This window comes from Streptomyces ochraceiscleroticus, from assembly GCF_000720485.1.
Taxonomy (GTDB): Bacteria; Actinomycetota; Actinomycetes; order Streptomycetales; family Streptomycetaceae; genus Streptomyces; species Streptomyces ochraceiscleroticus.
The window spans coordinates 253902-269961 of the sequence record NZ_JOAX01000001.1; the positions used below are offsets into that span (position 1 = coordinate 253902).

General features: G+C 72.7%; 16 protein-coding genes. 12 read left to right on the forward strand and 4 right to left on the reverse strand.

Features of this window, described 5'->3' with window-relative positions:
* Window positions 1–33: 33 nt before the first annotated feature.
* Window positions 34–396, forward strand: a complete 363-nt coding sequence (locus IG84_RS0101165) for a winged helix-turn-helix transcriptional regulator (protein WP_031050084.1) — start codon at window positions 34–36, stop codon at window positions 394–396.
* Window positions 397–444: 48 nt separating this feature from the next.
* Here IG84_RS0101165 and IG84_RS0101170 read toward each other — a convergent pair whose 3' ends face one another.
* The gene (locus tag IG84_RS0101170; RefSeq protein ID WP_031050086.1) at window positions 445–879 is read right to left on the reverse strand and encodes a MarR family winged helix-turn-helix transcriptional regulator; all 435 of its coding nucleotides are present in this window, start codon (window positions 877–879) and stop codon (window positions 445–447) included.
* Between the two features lie 130 nt (window positions 880–1009).
* Here IG84_RS0101170 and IG84_RS0101175 point away from each other — a divergent pair, with 130 nt between their 5' ends.
* Genes IG84_RS0101175 through IG84_RS0101185 form a run of 3 tightly spaced genes read left to right on the forward strand, consistent with a single transcriptional unit; the run spans window position 1010 to window position 3755 of the window.
* Complete coding sequence (locus IG84_RS0101175; RefSeq protein WP_031050087.1) at window positions 1010–2473, forward strand: DUF2252 domain-containing protein; 1464 nt, start codon at window positions 1010–1012, stop codon at window positions 2471–2473.
* A 21-nt stretch (window positions 2474–2494) separates the two neighbouring features.
* A complete protein-coding gene (locus IG84_RS0101180) occupies window positions 2495–3367 on the forward strand; it encodes a hypothetical protein (protein ID WP_031050089.1) in 873 nt (290 codons plus the stop codon).
* 43 nt (window positions 3368–3410) lie between these two features.
* The gene (locus IG84_RS0101185) at window positions 3411–3755 is read left to right on the forward strand and encodes a rhodanese-like domain-containing protein (protein ID WP_063761727.1); all 345 of its coding nucleotides are present in this window, start codon (window positions 3411–3413) and stop codon (window positions 3753–3755) included.
* Window positions 3756–3857: 102 nt separating this feature from the next.
* Here IG84_RS0101185 and IG84_RS0101190 read toward each other — a convergent pair whose 3' ends face one another.
* Window positions 3858–4991 (reverse strand): acyl-CoA dehydrogenase family protein, encoded by a 1134-nt coding sequence (locus IG84_RS0101190; protein ID WP_031050093.1) that lies wholly within the window; start codon window positions 4989–4991, stop codon window positions 3858–3860.
* Window positions 4992–5224: 233 nt separating this feature from the next.
* On the opposite strand from IG84_RS0101190, the gene IG84_RS0101195 reads away from it, so the two are divergent.
* From IG84_RS0101195 to IG84_RS0101205, 3 genes are all read left to right on the forward strand, one after another.
* Entirely contained in the window at window positions 5225–5911 is a 687-nt protein-coding gene (locus IG84_RS0101195) for a DUF5819 family protein (RefSeq protein ID WP_031050105.1), read from the forward strand.
* 155 nt (window positions 5912–6066) lie between these two features.
* Window positions 6067–7314 carry an HTTM domain-containing protein gene (locus IG84_RS0101200; protein WP_245659197.1) on the forward strand — a complete coding sequence of 416 codons (1248 nt, stop codon included), beginning with the start codon at window positions 6067–6069 and terminating at the stop codon, window positions 7312–7314.
* A 92-nt stretch (window positions 7315–7406) separates the two neighbouring features.
* Entirely contained in the window at window positions 7407–8078 is a 672-nt protein-coding gene (locus IG84_RS0101205; RefSeq protein ID WP_031050111.1) for a TrmH family RNA methyltransferase, read from the forward strand.
* A 4-nt stretch (window positions 8079–8082) separates the two neighbouring features.
* Here IG84_RS0101205 and paaN read toward each other — a convergent pair whose 3' ends face one another.
* Window positions 8083–9780, reverse strand: a complete 1698-nt coding sequence (gene paaN / locus IG84_RS0101210) for a phenylacetic acid degradation protein PaaN (protein WP_031050114.1) — start codon at window positions 9778–9780, stop codon at window positions 8083–8085.
* Window positions 9781–10014: 234 nt separating this feature from the next.
* Between paaN and IG84_RS0101215 the strand changes: the two genes are divergently transcribed.
* Complete coding sequence (locus IG84_RS0101215) at window positions 10015–10608, forward strand: TetR/AcrR family transcriptional regulator (protein ID WP_031050117.1); 594 nt, start codon at window positions 10015–10017, stop codon at window positions 10606–10608.
* Window positions 10609–10644: 36 nt separating this feature from the next.
* Here IG84_RS0101215 and IG84_RS0101220 read toward each other — a convergent pair whose 3' ends face one another.
* Complete coding sequence (locus IG84_RS0101220) at window positions 10645–11133, reverse strand: Lrp/AsnC family transcriptional regulator (RefSeq protein WP_031050119.1); 489 nt, start codon at window positions 11131–11133, stop codon at window positions 10645–10647.
* A gap of 232 nt (window positions 11134–11365) precedes the next feature.
* Between IG84_RS0101220 and pdhA the strand changes: the two genes are divergently transcribed.
* The 4 genes from pdhA (at window position 11366) to IG84_RS0101240 (ending at window position 15948) form a co-directional block, all read left to right on the forward strand.
* Window positions 11366–12520 (forward strand): pyruvate dehydrogenase (acetyl-transferring) E1 component subunit alpha, encoded by a 1155-nt coding sequence (gene pdhA / locus IG84_RS0101225; protein WP_031050121.1) that lies wholly within the window; start codon window positions 11366–11368, stop codon window positions 12518–12520.
* Window positions 12520–13593 (forward strand): alpha-ketoacid dehydrogenase subunit beta, encoded by a 1074-nt coding sequence (locus IG84_RS0101230; protein ID WP_051861222.1) that lies wholly within the window; start codon window positions 12520–12522, stop codon window positions 13591–13593. Before pdhA ends, IG84_RS0101230 begins: the two co-directional genes overlap by 1 nt.
* On the forward strand, window positions 13593–14981 hold the full coding sequence (locus IG84_RS0101235; protein ID WP_031050126.1) for a dihydrolipoamide acetyltransferase family protein: 1389 nt from the start codon (window positions 13593–13595) through the stop codon (window positions 14979–14981). The genes IG84_RS0101230 and IG84_RS0101235 overlap by 1 nt, the downstream gene beginning before the upstream one ends.
* 70 nt (window positions 14982–15051) lie before the next feature.
* Window positions 15052–15948 (forward strand): NTP transferase domain-containing protein, encoded by an 897-nt coding sequence (locus tag IG84_RS0101240; protein ID WP_031050129.1) that lies wholly within the window; start codon window positions 15052–15054, stop codon window positions 15946–15948.
* Window positions 15949–16060: the final 112 nt, after the last annotated feature.

Sequence of the window (16060 nt, forward strand, 5' to 3'; positions counted from 1 at the left end):
TATCTCCCTACCGGAAAGCAGTACTCTGGTGTCATGGCGGATCACGGCGGAGAGGCATGCAAGCAGGTCGACAGCGGTATGACGCGCGTCTTCGGGCTGCTCGGGAAGCGCTGGACGGGGCTGATCGTGGCCACCCTGATGGCGGGCCCGGTGCACTTCGCCGACCTGCGGCGGGCGATCCCCGGAATCAGCGAGCGGATGCTCTCCGACCGGCTCGGGGAGCTGGGCTCGGCGGGTCTGGTGGTCCGTGAGGTCGACGCGGGCCCGCCGCTGCGCGTGGCGTACCGGCTCTCCCGGGCCGGGCTCGCCCTGGAGCCGGCGCTCAAGGAGCTCGCGCGCTGGGCGGAGACGTATCTGGCGGACGGGGGGCAGTGTCCGGAGCGATTCCGGGACTGAGGAGGGTTATTGCGGGGCGCCGCGTTCATTGCGGGGGCGCCCGCGTGGTCAGCCGAGGCGCTGCTGGGCTTCGTTGTAGCGCAGCAGGTACGAGGCGAAGCGCTCCAGGTCCGCGTCGTCCCAGTCGGCGAGCCGGTCGGTGAACGCCTGGCGGCGCTGTGCGCCGGCGCTGGCGAGTACCTGCGCGCCGAGCTCGGTGGGGTGCAGTACCTGTACGCGGTGATCGTCCGGGTCGACGCGGCGCTCGACGAATCCCAGCTTCTCCAGCGCGGAGATCTGCCGGCTCACCGTGGACTTGTCCAGCAGGTAATGTGCGGCGAGATCGGTGGCGCGGCAGCCCTTCTGGTCCTCCAGGTGAGCGAGGAGGGTGTACGAGACGAGCGAGAGCTCGGGGTGCATACGGGCCGCTGTGGCGCGGGCGCGACGCGCGAAAGCGGTCAGCTCCTGCTGGATGATGCCGACGGAGTCGTCTCGCTGTGTCACGTTCGCTGCCTTTCTTCCTGCTGGTTGCATAGTACAACCTTAGTTCTCCTGGTTCTTGCGCCGCTTTCCGCCGGGAGGGCGGGGCGGTGGGATGGTGGTCACCCGCCTCCACCCCCGAAGGGACCCCCTGATGGACACGTTGCGGCTCCCCTACGTCAGCGGTTTTGCGCGGCGCGGTGATGACGGGCCGGGGCCGAAGGCCGCCGGTAAGGCGCTGCGGGAGACGGTTCCGCGGTCCGCGCACAGTGAGCCGGCCTTCGGGGCCGGCCGCCCCGGTTCCGTGGCCGCGGTGGAGGAGTCCAACGCCGGCCGGCTGCCGGAGCTCATACCGATACGGGTCGGCCGGATGGCGGCCTCGCCGTTCGCGTTCCTGCGCGGTTCGGCCGGGCTGATGGCGTACGACCTGATGGCCACGCCCGTCACCGGCATCGCGGCCCAGATCTGTGGTGACGCGCACGCCGCGAACTTCGGCCTGTACGCCGACGCCCGCGGCCGGCTCGTCATCGACCTGAACGACTTCGACGAGACCCTGCGGGGGCCGTGGGAGTGGGACCTGAAGCGGCTGGCGGCCTCGCTCGTCCTTGCGGGCCGCGAGGCGGGCGCCGGCGAGGACACCTGCCGGGACGCGGCGCGGGACGCGGTGGGCGCGTACCGCCGCACGATGCGGCTGCTGGCGAGGATGCCCGCGGCGGACGCGTGGCACGCCATCGTGGACGAGGACCTCGTCTCGCACGCCGACGCGCGGGACCTGGTGGGCACGCTGGAACGCGTGATGGACAAGGCGCGCAAGAACACCAGCGCGCGCTTCGCCGCGAAGGCGACCGAGGCGGTACCGGACGACGACGGCACGGCTCCGGGCGGAGGGCAGAACGGCGTCCGGCGGCAGTTCGTCGACGCGCCGCCCGTACTGCGGCGGGTGCCGGACGGGGAGGCCGCCGCGGTGGTGTCGGCCCTCGCCGGGTACTTGCGGACGCTGCCCGACGACCGGCTGCCGCTGCTGTCCAGGTACGCGGTGCACGACGTGGCCTTCCGCATCGTCGGGACGGGGAGCGTGGGCCTGCGGTCGTACGTCGTCCTGCTGCTGGATCACCGGGGGGAGCCGCTGGTGCTGCAGGTGAAGGAGGCGCGCTCGTCCGCGCTCGCGCCGTATGTGGGGAAGGCCGGGTTCGAGGTGGCGCCCGTGGAGCACGAGGCGCGTCGGGTGGTCCTGGGCCAGAAGCGCATGCAGGTCGTCAGCGACATGCTGCTGGGGTGGACGACGGTGTACGGCGCGGAGGCCGCGGCGAGCGGGCGCCGGGAGGGGCTGCCCTTCCAGGTGCGGCAGTTCCGTAATCGCAAGGGCAGCGTGGACCCGGCGGCGCTGCCGGCGGACCAGCTCGACGACTATGCGCGGATGACCGGTGCGCTGCTGGCCAGGGCCCATGCGCACAGCGCCGACCCGCGGCTGGTCGCCGGGTACTGCGGCAAGAACGAGGTGCTGGACGAGGCGCTGGCCTCGTTCGCGGTGGCGTACGCGGACCGTACGGAGGCCGATCACGAAGAGCTGGTCACGGCCGTGCGCAACGGGCGACTGGCCGCAGAGCCGGGAGTGTGAGCCGGGCCGTAGGGTGGCCGGGTGACGAACTCGCAAGCGCAGAACGGGCAGGACGGCCAGGAAGCCGCAGGAGGTGCGGGCCCGGAGGATCCGGCGGCCGGCGGCTCCGACGGGCGTGCGGCGGGCGGCACCGCCCGGCTGGCGCAGGCCGTGCGGGCGGCCGAGCAGGCACTGATCGAGTTCGAGATCGCGGTGGAGACCTTCCGGGTGGAGGTGGAGAACTTCTCGCGCCTCCACCACCAGCGGCTCGGGCCGATGTACTCGCGGCTGGACGAGCTGGACGCGCAGATCGCGGAGGCCGTCGCGGCACGGTCGGGCGATCCGGAGGACGTGCGCAGGGCGCAGGAGCTCCGTGCCGCCGTGCTGCCGATGCCGGGTGTGGAGGAGCTGTTCCACGGCTGGATGGGGTCCGAGGGGCTGTGGCCCGAGGCGCAGGCCATGCTGACGGACCAGCCGGTGCGGCCGCCGCAGAAGGTGCGGCCGAGCGAGGAGGCCCGCAAGGTGTTCCGCGACCTGGTGCGCAAGGCGCATCCGGATCTGGCGCGGGACGACGCGGAGCGGGAGCGCCGGGACGCGTTCATCTCGCGGGTCAACGCGGCGTACGCGATCGGTGACGAGGCGGCGCTGCGGCAGCTGGCGGCGGAGTGGGAGGCCGGTCCGGTGCCGCAGGAGCGGCAGCTCAGCGAGAGCGAGGAGCTGTACGCGCGGCTGGAGTGGCTGGCCACACGCAAGGAGATGCTGACGGCGGTCGCCGCGGAGCTGGAGGAGAGCGCGATCGGCCAGATGCTCAAGATGGCGCCGGAGGATCCGGACGCGCTGCTGGAGCAGATCGCCGAGAAGCTGCTGGCCGACGTGGCGGAGCGCGAGGAGCGGCTGGCTCAGCTCGTGGCATAGCGCGGGCGGCGTGCGGGGAGTCCGGTCGGGTAGCGTCGGGGTCATGCATTTTGGTTCTGTGCCCACGGTCGGTGTCGACGCGCTCACGCCGGCGGATTTCCTGCTGGACGTGCGTGAGGACGACGAGTGGGAGGCAGGGCACGCCGAGGGCGCCCTGCACATCCCGATGAGTGATTTCGTCGCGCGCTACGCCGAGCTGACGGAGAAGGCGCCCGAGAGCGGCAAGGTGTACGTGCTGTGCCGGGTCGGTGGCCGTTCGGCACAGGTCACGCAGTACCTGGTCCAGCAGGGCGTCGACGCGGTGAACGTCGAGGGCGGCATGCAGTCCTGGGAGGCCGCCGGACGCCCGGTGGTCACCGACCAGGGCGGAGCGGGCACGGTCATCTGACCACCTGCCGAAGGCTTTTCGCGGCGGCGCTCTGTTTCACGTGAAACGTGAAGCGGGGCGCCGCCGTTGTTCTGCGGGCATTGCCGTTGTACCGCTCAGGTCTCACCCCAGCGCGTGAGCGGCCAACAGGTCTCCCAGCGCCTCCTCATGGGCCGCGGCCGGGCCGAGTGCGAGTTCCAGTTGCTTGGCCCAGGCGTGGTAGCGGTGCAGCGGGTAGTCGGTGTCGGCGCCGAACCCGCCGTGGAGGTGCTGCGCGGTCTGTACGACGCGGCGTACGCCCTCCGCGGCCCAGATCTTGGCCACGGCGACGTCTCCGGCCGGGGGCAGGGCGCCGGGTGCGCCGGTGCCGATGCGCCAGGCGGCCTGCCACAGGGTGGCCTCCATGGCCCGCAGGTCGATGTACCGGTCGGCGGCCTGTACGGCGACGGCCTGGAACGTGGCGACCGGGTGCCCGAACTGTTCGCGCGTACCGGTGTATTCGGCGGTCATGGCGAGGACCCGCTCGCCGAGCCCGAGCGCCTGGGCGCAGGTGCCGACGGTAAGGAGCTGCCGCAGCCGTTCCCAGGCGGCGGGGTCGGTGATCATCTCGCGGGCGGTGAGCCGTACGGCGTCCAGCCGGACCTCGGCGTACCGCTCTCCGTTGGTGGAGATCTGCTCGGCGAGGGAGACGCCGGGGTGGTCGCGGGGGACGAGGGCGAGGACGGCGCTGCCGTCGCGGGTGTGCGCCGGGAGGAGGAGGCGGTCCGCGCTGTATGCCCAGGGCACGGCGCTGTGGGTGCCGTCCAGCGTCCAGTGCGCGTCCTCCTCGTCCGCCTCGACGGCCAGTTCGGCCGGTTCGTGGCCGGTGCGTCCGGCGGCGGCGACGGTGACGATCAGCTCGCCGCGGCCGATGCGGGGCAGCGTCTCCTCGCGCAGGTTGGGGTCGGCGTACGTCTGAAGGGCGAGCGCGGCGGCGCAGGTCTCCAGCAGCGGCACCCGGGCGAGGACCTTGGCGGCTTCGCGCAGGACGAGGCAGAGCGCGACGGGATCGAGCCCCGACCCGCCGTACGCGGGGTCGAGCACCAGGCCGAGCAGGTCGGCGTCGGCCAGCGTGCGCCACAGGCCGCGGTCGATGTCCTCGGCGACGGCTCCGGTGGTGAGGGCGGGCGACGGGACGGCGTCCGGGGCGACGCCGGAGAAGACGGCCCCGGCCGCCTCGGCGGCCGCTTGCTGTTCCTCGGTGAAGGTGAAGTCCACTGGCTGTCCTTCCGCGCGCACCGTTGGGGGCCTGCAAGGTAGAACACGTTGCAGGAATTGGGAATGGCGGCGGACGGCCGAGGTGCGACGAGGGCGGTCCGGCGGGGGTGCGGGCGACGGCAGGGAAGGTGTCGAGGCTGTGCACAACCGGGGGATCGCTGTCGTTGCGCACGTGGCCTGGGTACGGTTCCGTGGCGGGATGGAGCCGCACAGGACCGGGGAACGGGGCAGGAATGCAGTCAAACGCGGATGAAACGCGACCACCAGAGGAGTCGCCTGCCACCGCGCTCTCGCTGCCTTCGCGGATCGTGGTGGCGACCGCGGCGGGCGGCATCGCGGTCGCCGCCCTGGTCCACATCGCGATGATGTTCCTGCACGTCGCCCCGTCCAACACGGTCACCAAGGCGCACGGCGCGGCGGTCAGCGACTACGTCTACCCGGAGTACGAACAGAACTGGAAGCTTTTCGCGCCCAATCCGCTGCAGCAGAACATCTCCGTACAAGTACGGGCGGAAATACGCCCCGGCGACGGAGGCAGTGCCCGGACGACCGGCTGGACCGACCTGACCGCGCTCGACGGCCGGGCCATTCACCACAACTTTTTCCCCAGCCACACGCAGCAGAACGAACTGCGCCGCGGCTGGGAGTCGTTCGTCGGCTCGCACGACGCGCAGAACCGACCGAACGGCACCCGCGGTGAGCTGACCGAACGCTACCTGCGGCGGATCGCGATGGGCCGCCTCGGCGCGGAGTGGACGGCGCACGGCGGCACGGTCGACCGGATGGAGTTCCGCTCGGTGACGACTCCTGTCGGGCCGCCGCCGTGGAGCAGCGAGAAGATCAGCGACAAGCCCGTGTACCGGGTGCTGCCCTGGTGGCCGGTCACCGTCGACGACGTGCCCGAGGGGGCGAGCAAGTGACCACGCACTCCACCGAGCCTCGGCACGCGAGCGACACCGGCGGCGCCGACGCGCAAAACGCACATGACGCACAGGACGCACAGGACTACGTCGTGCAGGACACCTGGATAGAGCGCGCGGTCGGCCGCGGGTTCGCCCGCGTCACGGCCGGTCCGATGGCCCCGTACCAGACCGCCGTGATCCGTATCGGCTTCGCCGCGACCTGGCTGTTCTTCCTGCTGCGCGAGTGGCCGTACCGCCATGAGCTGTACGGCCCGGACGGCGTCTGGAGCCTGGACATGGCCCGCCGGCTCCTCGGGAGCAACGGCGCGTTCTCCGTCCTGGTCTGGTCCGACGGCCGCGGCTGGTTCGAGCTCGTGTACGCGCTGGCCATGATTTCCAGCGCGCTGCTGATGCTCGGCTGGCGCACCCGCACCATGTCCGTGCTGTTCATGATCGGCGTGCTGTCGCTGCAGAACCGCAGCGTCTTCCTCGGGGACGGCGGCGACAACGTCATCCACCTGATGTCGATGTACCTGGTCCTGACCCGCTGCGGGCAGGTCTGGTCGCTGGACGCCCGGCGCGCGCGGCGGACGGCGGCGGCCGGTGCCGACGGGACGCCGGGCCGGGACGTGACCGGCGTACTCCTGTGGTCCGTCCTCGGGCCGGCCCTCGCCCTCGCCCAGTTGCTGGGGCTGTACGGGCTGGAGTGGACGGCCAACGGGCCGTTCCCGCACGTGGGCTGGGGCCTGGCGCTGTGGGTGCTGTGGCTGGTGCACGGCGCGTGGTGGTGGGTGCGGCGCTATGCGCCGGGAGAGCCGCGTACGGTCCTGAACACCCTCGCCGACCTCGCGCACAACGGCGCGCTGCTGGTCATCATGGTCGAGGTCTGTCTGATCTACGCCACGGCCGGCTGGTACAAGATCCAGGGCAACCGCTGGCAGGACGGCACCGCCGTCTTCTACCCGATGCACCTGGACTACTTCTCGCCGTGGCCCGAGCTGTCGGCGCTGCTCGCGGGTAGCGGGCTGCTGATCATGCTGGTCACCTACGGCACGGTGATCGTGCAGGTCGCCTTCCCCTTCACGGTCTTCAACCGGCGCGTGAAGAACGTCCTGCTGGTGGCGATGATCCTGGAGCACCTGTCGATCGCGGTGCTGCTCGGGCTGCCGTTCTTCTCGCTCGCGATGGTGGCGGCGGACGCGGTCTTCCTGCCGACGAACTTCCTGCGGTGGCTCGGTGGCCGGGTGGCGGCCGTACGCGACCGGCTGATCCCTGGCGGCCCCGCGCGACCGGCGTCCGGCGAGGCGGCCGGCGGTGCGGCCGGAGCGGCGGACGGAGCGGCGGGGGACGAGGGGAAGCCGGCCGGTGGGCCGGGGGCTCGTACGCGGGAGTCCGGTGGTGGCCATACGCTCGTGGGGTGAGCAGCGAGAAAACCGCCCCCGGCAGCGGCACGGACACCACCACCGGCGGCGGCCCGGACGGCCCCGGCCGGCGCACCACCGGTCCGGCGACGATCCTCCCCGACGAGTCCGCCCGGACCGCCGAGCCCGTCCAGTACGACGAGGGCTTCGCGACCGTGGTCGGCGTGGGGCCGCACCCGGAGCCCTGGCCGCAGGACGAGCGGTACGACCCCGAGCTGCTCGCGCACGGTGACCGGCGCAACGTCGTCGACCAGTACCGCTACTGGACCCGCGAGGCGATCGTCGCCGACCTGGACACCCGCCGCCACGATTTCCACGTGGCCGTGGAGAACTGGGGCCATGACTTCAACATCGGCTCGGTCGTCCGCACGGCCAACGCCTTCCTGGCCAAGGAGATCCATATCGTCGGCCGACGGCGCTGGAACCGGCGGGGCGCGATGGTGACCGACCGCTACCAGCACGTGCGCCATCACCCCGACACCGCGGATCTCACCGCCTGGGCGGCCGCCGAGGAGCTGCCGATCATCGGGATCGACAACCTCCCCGGCGCCGTCCCGCTGGAGACCACGGCACTGCCGCGGCGCTGCGTGCTGCTCTTCGGGCAGGAGGGGCCGGGGCTGACCGAGGAGGCCCGGGCGCACGCCTCGATGGTCTGCTCGATCGCGCAGTTCGGCTCGACCCGCTCGATCAACGCGGGGGCGGCCGCCGCCATCGCCATGCACGCCTGGATCGGCCGCCACGCCCGCATCGAGCCGCCCGCCTAGGCACTCACGCCTGGCGTCGCACCTCCACCGTCCGGAACCGGTTGGCCACGAACGCGGTGTCGCACAGCGCCGCGTTCGCCGCCGGATTGCCGCCGGAGCCGTGGAAGTCGGAGAACGCCGCGGTCTGGTTGACGTACACCCCGCCCGTGAGGTTCAGCGAGAGCTGGGCGCACTCCTCCAGACAGGCGTCCTCGACCAGGCGCTCCACCTCCGGCGAGGTGGTGTACGCGCCGACGGTCATCGCGCCCTTGTCGCGCAGCGTGCGGCGCAGCAGCTCCACCCCCTCCGGCGTGGAGTCCACGGCCACGGCGAAGGAGACCGGGCCGAAGCATTCCGAGAGGAAGGGCGGCTCGGTGTCCGCGGCCTCCCACTGCTTCCGCTCGCCGTCGGCCTTGACCATCACCGGCGTGCGGACCGTGGCGCCGGGGAACTCCGGGTGGGTCACTTCGCGGGAGGCCAGCGCGACCTCGCCGAGCTCGGGGGCTGCCGTTATACGCCCGGCCACCTGCGGGTTCACGATCGCGCCCAGCAGGGCGTTGGCGCGGGCGTCGTCGCCGAGCAGGCCCTGGACCGCGCCCGCGAGGTCGCCGACCACCTCGTCGTACGTCTTCGGGCCGGCGTCCGTGCTGATGCCGTCCCGGGGGATGAGGAGGTTCTGCGGGGTGGTGCACATCTGGCCGCTGTAGAGGGACAGCGAGAACGCCAGGTTGCCGATCATGCCCTTGTAGTCGTCCGTCGAGTCGATGACGACGGTGTTGACGCCGGCCTTTTCCGTGTACACCTGCGCCTGGCGGGCGTTCTCCTCCAGCCAGTCGCCGAAGGAGGTGGAGCCGGTGTAGTCGATGATGCGCACTTCGGGGCGGAGCGCGAGGATCTTGGCGAGGCCCTCGTCGGGGCGGTCCACGGCGAGCGCGACCAGATTCGGGTCGAAGCCGGCCTCGGCGAGCACCTCGCGCGCGACGCGGACGGTGAGGGCGAGCGGCAGGACGGCCCGGGGGTGCGGCTTGACCAGCACGGGATTGCCGGTGGCCAGGGAGGCGAAGAGGCCCGGGTAACCATTCCAGGTGGGGAAGGTGTTGCAGCCGATCATCAGGGCGACGCCGCGCGGCACGGCCTGGAAGGTCTTGCTGAGCTCCAGCGGGTCGCGCTTGCCCTGCGGCTTGGACCAGGGGGCCTCGCCGGGCGTGCGGGTCTGCTCCGCGAAGGCGTACGCCACCGCCTCCAGCCCGCGGTCCTGGGCGTGCGGCCCGCCGGCCTGGAACGCCATCATGAACGCCTGGCCGCTGGTGTGCATCACCGCGTGCGCGAACTCGTGGGTGCGGGCGTTGATCCGGGAGAGGATCTCCAGGCAGACCGCGGCGCGGACCTCGGGCCCCGCGTCCCGCCAGGCAGGGATCGCCGCGCGCATGACGGGCAGCAGGACGTCGGGGTCGGGATGCGGATAGGTGATGCCCAGCTCGATGCCGTACGGCGAGATCTCCTCGCCGGCCCAGCCGTCGGTGCCGGGCTGGTCCAGCTCGAAGCGGGTGCCGCGGAGGGCCTCGAAGGCGGCCTTGCCCTCGGGCGCGGCGTCCTCGCCGTACGCCTTGGGGTGCTCCGCGTGCGGGGACCAGTACGCACGGCTGCGGATGGTCTCCAGCGCCTGATCGAGCGTGGGGCGGTGCTTCTCGATCAACTGCGTGGCGGTCGGGTCGGCGGCCATCGGGGACCAACTCCTCGTCGATCGGGGCTGGGAGCGGACGGGCATCGGGAGCTAGAGTAACCGAACGATCGGTCGGGGCAAGAGGGCTCGGAAAGCCTGTGGAAAAACTCCGCCGGAGCGCCGGTCGTCGCGGTGGGGCGCGTGGGGTGAGAGTCCGCTCAGCGCCCGCCGGCCGCCGGCCCCGTCCCGCTCCCTGGTCCGCTGTGCGGCCCCGTCCGGAAAGCTGCTGTAATCATGACCATGGCCAAGCGCGACACCTACACGCCCGATTCGCTGCTCGCGGTCGCCGTCGAGGTGTTCAACGAGCGCGGTTACGACGGCACGTCCATGGAGCACCTCTCCAAGGCGGCCGGCATCTCCAAGTCCTCCATCTACCACCACGTGCGCAGCAAGGAAGAGCTGCTGCGGCGGGCGATAAGCAGGGCGCTGGACGGCCTCTTCGGCGTCCTCCAGGAGCCGGGCGCGACCCAGGGGCGGGCGATCGAGCGGCTGGAGTACGTGACCCGGCGCGAGGTCGAGGTGCTGATCGCGGAGCTGCCGTACGTGACGCTGCTGCTACGGGTGCGGGGCAACACCGACACCGAGCGGTGGGCCATGGAGCGCCGCCGCGACTTCGACAACGAGGTCGCCGAGCTGCTGAAGGCGGCGGCCGCCGAGGGCGACCTGCGCCCGGACGCCGACATCCGGCTGGCGACGAGGCTGCTCTTCGGCATGATCAACTCGATCGTGGAGTGGTACCGGCCGGGCCGCGGCGGCTCGGCGAGCGCCGAGGAAGTGGCCGACGCCGTGGTCCGTACGGCCTTCGCGGGCCTGCGCAACGAAGGCTGACGCCGACGGGCCCGCGAGGGTCACGCGGCGTAAGGCTCACCCCTCTGGTTCGAGGTCGGTCTCCTCGAAGACCAGCAGCGTGCGGGTGCTCAGTACTTCCGGTATCGACTGAATCCGGGTGAGGACGAGCTCCCGGAGCGCCCTGTTGTCCTTCGTGTGGACCAGCAGCAGGACATCGAAGTCCCCGCTGACCAGGGCGATGTGCGCGGCACCCGGGAGTGCCTGGAGCGCTTCGCGCACCGTGCGCCAGGAGTTCTGCACGATCTTCAGCGTGATGTACGCCGACGCGCCCTGTCCCGCCCGCTCCTGGTCCACCCGGGCGCTGAAACCGCGGATGACGCCGTCGTCCAGCAGGCGGTTTATCCGGGCATACGCATTGGCCCGTGAGATGTGCACGCGGTCGGCCACGGACCGTATCGACGCGCGGCCGTCGGTCTGCAGCATGCGCAGGATGTCGCGGTCCACGGCGTCCAGTGGGCGGACGGGGTGTCGTCCGGCGGGATTGACCATCTGTTCGTCCGGCATGCCGTCCTGTCTCCCCTTCTTGGACGTCCTGACTTCATTCCAGGCTGTGCAGAACCGATTGTCCACAGGCTCGGCCCGCCTGTAGCCAAAATGTGTCGGCAACCGAACAATCGGTAGGGAGGAGTCCGGCCCACCGGCCGGTCCCCCGCACCCGCAGTTTTCCCTCCAGTCGCCCGTCACCACCCCGCACGCGGCGCACAGCGCCACCCCTTTCACCGAGGAGGTGCCCCTCATGACGGTTCTCGAGCAGCCCGGCAGCAGCAGGCATGGCAGCACCGCGACCAGCGACCGGCCGGCCCCGCCGCCCGCCTGGCGGCCCCGCGTCGACCCCGGGCCCCTCCTGCCCGACGAGGAGCCGTACCGCCTGCTCGGCACGGACGCGGCCCGCGGGCTGGACGACGGCCTCCTCAAGCGGCTGTACGCGCAGCTCGTCAGCGGCCGCCGGTACAACACCCAGGCCACAGCCCTCACCCGCCAGGGCCGGCTGGCCGTGTATCCCTCCTCCACCGGCCAGGAGGCGTGCCAGGTGGCCGCCGCGCTCGTCCTGGAGGAGCGCGACTGGCTCTTCCCCAGTTACCGCGACACCCTCGCCGCCGTCGCCCGCGGCCTGGACCCCGTACAGGCGCTCACCCTGCTGCGCGGCGACTGGCACACGGGGTACGACCCGCGGGAGCACCGCGTGGCGCCACTGTGCACCCCGCTCGCCACCCAGCTGCCGCACGCGGTGGGCCTCGCGCACGCCGCCCGCCTCAAGGGTGACGACGTCGTCGCGCTCGCCATGGTCGGCGACGGCGGCACGAGCGAGGGCGACTTCCACGAGGCGCTGAACTTCGCGGCCGTATGGCAGGCACCCGTCGTCTTCCTGGTCCAGAACAACGGCTTCGCGATCTCCGTCCCGCTCGCCAAGCAGACGGCCGCCCCCTCGCTCGCCCACAAGGCGGTGGGATACGGCATGCCCGGACGGCTGGTCGACGGGAACGACGCGCCCGCGCTGTACGAAGTGCTCGGCGAGGCGGTGGCGCGAGCGCGCCGCGGCGGCGGCCCCACGCTGGTCGAGGCCGTGACGTACCGCATGGAGGCGCACACCAACGCCGACGACGCCACCCGCTACCGCAGCGACGCCGAGGTCGAGACCTGGCGCGGCCACGACCCGATCGCCCTGCTGGAGGGCGAGTTGGCGGAGCGGGACCTGCTGACGCCCGCGTACGTGAGCGCCACGAAGGACGCGGCGGAGGAGATGGCAGGCGCGCTGCGCGAGCGGATGAACGCGGACCCGGCGCTGGACCCGATGGACCTCTTCGACCACGTGTACGCCGCGCCGACCGCCCAACTGCGCGAGCAGGCGGACCTGTTGCGCGCCGAGATCGCAGCGGAGGGGGAGCACTGATGAGCACCGCAGTGGCCGCCGGGGGCACGACCGCGACCGAGCGCAGGCCCGCCACGATGGCGCAGGCCCTCACCAGGGCGCTGCGCGACGCCATGGCCGAGGACCCCACCGTCCATGTGATGGGCGAGGACGTCGGGCAGCTCGGCGGCGTCTTCCGGATCACCGACGGCCTCGCCAAGGAGTTCGGCGAGGACCGCTGTACCGACACCCCGCTCGCCGAGGCCGGCATCCTCGGCACGGCGGTCGGCATGGCGATGTACGGCCTGCGGCCCGTGGTGGAGATGCAGTTCGACGCGTTCGCCTACCCCGCTTTCGAGCAGCTCGTCAGCCATGTGGCCCGGATGCGGAACAGGACGCGGGGTGCGCTCCCGATGCCGCTGACGATCCGCATCCCGTACGGCGGCGGGATCGGCGGCGTCGAGCACCACAGCGACTCCTCCGAGGCGTACTACATGGCCACGCCGGGGCTGCAGGTGCTCGCCCCGGCGACCGTCGCCGACGCGTACGGCATGTTGCGCGCCGCCATCGCCTCCGACGACCCGGTGGTCTTCCTGGAGCCCAAGCGGCTGTACTGGTCCAAGGCCGACTGGTCCCCCGACGACCCGGCGCCTGTCGCGCCCCTCGGCCGTGCGGAGATCCGCCGCCCCGGGAGCAGCGCCACGCTGCTCACGTACGGGCCGTCGCTGCCGGTGTGCCTGGAGGCGGCCGAGGCGGCCCGTGAGGAGGGCTGGGACCTGGAGGTACTGGACCTGCGCTCCCTGGTGCCGTTCGACGACGAGACGGTGTGCGCGTCGGTGCGGCGCACGGGGCGCGCGGTCGTCGTCCACGAGTCCACCGGTTTCGGCGGCCCCGGAGGGGAGATCGCCGCCCGGATCACCGAGCGCTGCTTCCACCATCTGGAGGCGCCCGTGCTGCGGGTGGCCGGCTTCGACATCCCGTATCCGCCGCCGATGCTGGAGCGGCACCACCTGCCCGGCGTCGACCGGGTGCTGGACGCCGTGGCACGCCTCCAGTGGGAGTCCGACTGGACCGAGAGCGACGCCGGCGGCGGCACCGAGGGGAGTGGCAGCTGATGGCCGAAGTACGCGAGTTCCCGCTGCCCGACCTGGGCGAGGGGCTGACCGAGGCGACCATCGTGCGCTGGCTGGTCGAGGTGGGCGAGGTCGTCGCCGTCGACCAGCCTGTGGTGGAGGTCGAGACGGCCAAGGCGATGGTCGAGGTGCCGTGCCCGTACGGCGGCGTCGTCACCGCCAGGATGGGCGAGGAGGGCGACGAACTGCCGGTCGGCGCCCCGTTGGTGACGGTGGCGGTGGGGGCGTCGCCGGACGCCGGGACCGAGCGCGCCACGGGAGGCGAGCGCGCCGGGGAGGCCGAGGGCTCGGGGAACGTACTGGTCGGGTACGGCACGAGCGCGCCGGCGGGGCGCCGGCGACGCGTACGGCCGACGGATGCGGCCGGTGCGGCCCGTACGACCGGTGTGGGCGGTCCGGTGGGGGCGACGGCAGCCGGGCAGGTGACGGTCCCGGAGACGGCCGTACGGGAGACCGCCGTCCCGGAGGTACCGCAGGACGTGAGCGGGGCGGCGCCCGTGCCGGTGATCTCGCCGCTGGTGCGGCGGCTGGCGCGGGAGCACGGCGTGGACCTGCGCACGGTCCGGGGGAGCGGCCCGGAGGGGCTGATCCTGCGGTCCGACGTCGAGCACGCGCTGCGCGGCGGGAAGCAGGCCGGAGCGGTGGCCGCCGCTGCGGGTGCTGGCCCCGTGGCCCCTTCGGGGGGCGAGCGGGTGCCGCTGAAGGGGATGCGGGGCGCGGCGGCGGAGAAGTTCGCCCGCAGCCGGCGGGAGATCCCGGACGCGACCTGCTGGGTGGACGCGGACGCGACGGAGCTGCTGGCCGCCCGCCGCGCCATGAACGCGGGGCGCGGCGAGAAGGTGTCGCTGCTCGCGCTGCTGGCGCGGATCTGTACGGCGGCCCTTGCGCGGTATCCGGAGCTGAACTCCACCGTCGACACGACGACGCACGAGATCGTCCGGCTGCCGGAGGTGCATCTGGGGTTCGCGGCGCAGACCGACCGCGGGCTGATCGTGCCGGTCGTACGGGACGCGCACGCCCGTACGGTCGAGGGGCTCTCCACCGAGATGGGGCGGCTCACCGAGACGGCGCGCGCGGGCCGGCTCACGCCCGCCGAGCTGTCGCACGGCACGTTCACGCTGAACAACTACGGCGTCTTCGGCGTCGACGGCTCCACGCCGATCATCAACCACCCCGAGGCCGCGATGCTCGGCGTCGGGCGGATAGCCGCCAAGCCCTGGGTGCACGATGGGGAGTTGGCCGTGCGGCAGGTGGCCCAGCTCTCGCTCACCTTCGATCACCGGGTGTGCGACGGCGGCACGGCGGGCGGCTTCTTGCGCTTCGTCGCGGACTGTGTGGAGTCGCCGGCGATCCTGTTGCGGGGGCTGTGAGAGCCACACACGATCACGAACACCGGTACGGAAGGGGTGTCGATCGCCGGGTGCCGGTGATACTCGGGGGGTGACGAGCGACTACGACACCATCGTGCTGGCCGGGGGCGCGGCGCGCCGGCTCGGCGGGGCGGACAAGCCGGCCCTCGCGGTCGGCGGCCGGTCCCTGCTGGATCGGGTGCTCGCCGCCTGCCCCGGTGCGGCGCGCACCGTGGTGGTCGGGCCCGAGCGGCCGACCGCGCGCCCCGTGGTGACGACGTGCGAGGACCCGCCCGGGGCCGGGCCGGTCGCGGCGCTGGACGCGGGCCTGCGGCAGACCACGGCCGAGACGGTGCTCGTCCTCTCCGCCGACCTGCCCTTCCTCACCACCGCGACGGTGGACGCGCTGCTGGCGGCGGCAACGGGGCCGGGAGCCGTAGCGGGAGCGGGACCCGGGGAGGCGCCCGGTCACGCGGACGGGGCGCTGCTGGTCGACGGTGACGGGCGGGACCAGCCGCTCGTGGCGGCGTACAAGGCCGCGGCGCTGCGCCGCGCCCTTGAGACGCTGCGGGCCGCGCGCGGCGGGCTCGAGGGGCTGCCGCTGCGTGCCCTGCTCGCCGAACTGACGCTGCGGCGGGTCCGGGACGACACGGCGGCGGCCTCGTTCGACTGCGACACCTGGGAGGCCCTCAGCGCGGCGCGCGCCCGGATCAGGGAGCATGGACACGTGTTGGACGAATGGATCACCGCAGTCAAGGCCGAACTGGGCATCGAGCTCGATGTCGACACGGCCGTCCTCCTCGACCTGGCGCGGGACGCGGCGCACGGCGTGGCCCGGCCGGCCGCGCCACTGACGACCTTCCTCGTCGGGTACGCGGCCGCCCAGCAGGGCCTCGACGTGGCGGAGGTCAGCAGCCGCGCGGCGGCGCTGGCGAACCGCTGGGCCGCGGAAGCCGCGGAAGCCGAAGCCGCGGACACGGCGGAATGATGCCCGGTCTTACGGGAGACCCCGGCGAATTCGACGACGCCCTCGCCATCGCCAACGCGGGTCGGGCCCGGACATCGGATGCCGCGCCCCGGGTACCGGACACCGCGCCCCT